Annotated in this window: 1 pseudogene; it reads right to left on the bottom strand. The window is 66.7% G+C overall.

The window, feature by feature from the left end:
* Positions 1–1,382 (bottom strand): annotated as a pseudogene (locus IAE38_RS23635) (hypothetical protein); the annotation flags it as partial.

Below are 1,382 nucleotides of genomic sequence, written 5' to 3'. Positions count from 1 at the left end.
GGCGTGGGCGCACCCGGCTCGTCGCTCGGCTCGCCGGCGGCCGGGTACCAGGTGCGCACCTTGAACAGCGTGGTGGCCAGGGTACTGGCTTCGTCGATGCGCTGATTGGCGTCGTACTTCGGCGCCGCGGGCTCGGATTCGAGGACCGAGTTGCCGTGTTCGTCGAAGCGCGTGAGAACCACCTCTTCGCGCAGCTTGGTCGGGTCATCGCGCAGCTTCCAGCGTTTGGTCACCGCATAGGGCAACTGGAAGTAGGCAGGCTGTTCGTCGAAGGTCTTGCCGGGTTGTTCGTGGTAGCGGGTCTCGTTTTCCTGGATGTGGCCGGCCTGATCGATGACATGCAACGTCATCAGGTGGAAGCGGTTGAAGGTGCTGGTCATGGTGCGCACGACCGGCGCCTTGTCGTCGTTGCCCTCGTCGTCATCGACCTGCAGGTATTCGACCACGGTGCCGTAGGTGAAGGCGCTGTCGGTGGACTTGTAGAGGTTGTCCTCACCATTGTCGGCCCAGGTGATGCCGCTGCCATAGCCCAGGAAGTTATTGCTGGTGTACTTGTAACGGGTGACCATGCGCGGCTGCGCTGCGCCGGGGTCGATGACATGCCGGGTGACGCGTGGCAGGGCCGGGTGGGCATCGCCGGGGTAGCGGTGGCCCGCATCGAGGTATTCGATACGCTCGACGGCGCCGGTGGGGGTGCTCACCTTGCTCAGGCAGGACAGCCCACGCACTTCGGTGTACTCCAGGCGCCAGCTGGCTTTTTCGTCGGTGGGCAACTCGATGGCGTAGGGGCGCCGCCGGGCCGGGCTGCCGCGGCTGTCGAGGAGCATCCGGTAGCTGGCCAGCGGTGTACCGCCAGGGCCGGCGCCGGGGTGCAGGTCGAGGCGGACCTCACCGCTGGCGTAGCTCAGTTTGAGCAGCACCAGGCCGGTGTCGTCGGTGAGGGTTTCCAGCCGGGTGGTGCCGGCAAGGTAGCCGAGGGTGACGGCATGGCCGGTGGCCGCTTCGACGCGCACTGGCAGCGCGACCCGTTGGTCGCTGGGGCCTTGGCTGTGCAGGTGCTCGACCAGGCCGGACTTGTGCACGATGCGAAAGCGTTCGGCGCTGTCGGTGTGGAAGTGGAAGGTATCGAGCTTGCGTTCGCGAATGGCGGGCTGCCCACCGTCGCCGGTGACCTTGAAGGTTTCGCCGGTGTGCAGGCTGAGCATGCGGGTGGCGGGGGTGTACTGGCTCAGCACCAGGGTCCAGCCGACGCCAAAGCCGCTGTCCAGGTCGCTGAGCGGGTTGAACGAAAGGCGCAGGGGCAAGGCCGGGCCGCTGAGGTCGTTGCCGAGCAGTTCGGGCAACTGGATGGCCAGGGTGTACTGGCCGGTGCGCGGATCGAC

This window comes from Pseudomonas sp. S32, assembly GCF_016648095.1.
In the GTDB taxonomy this organism is placed as follows: Bacteria; Pseudomonadota; Gammaproteobacteria; order Pseudomonadales; family Pseudomonadaceae; genus Aquipseudomonas; species Aquipseudomonas parafulva.
The sequence above is the reverse complement of the archived record's forward strand: the minus strand, read 5'-3'. Positions and strand labels throughout refer to the sequence as shown.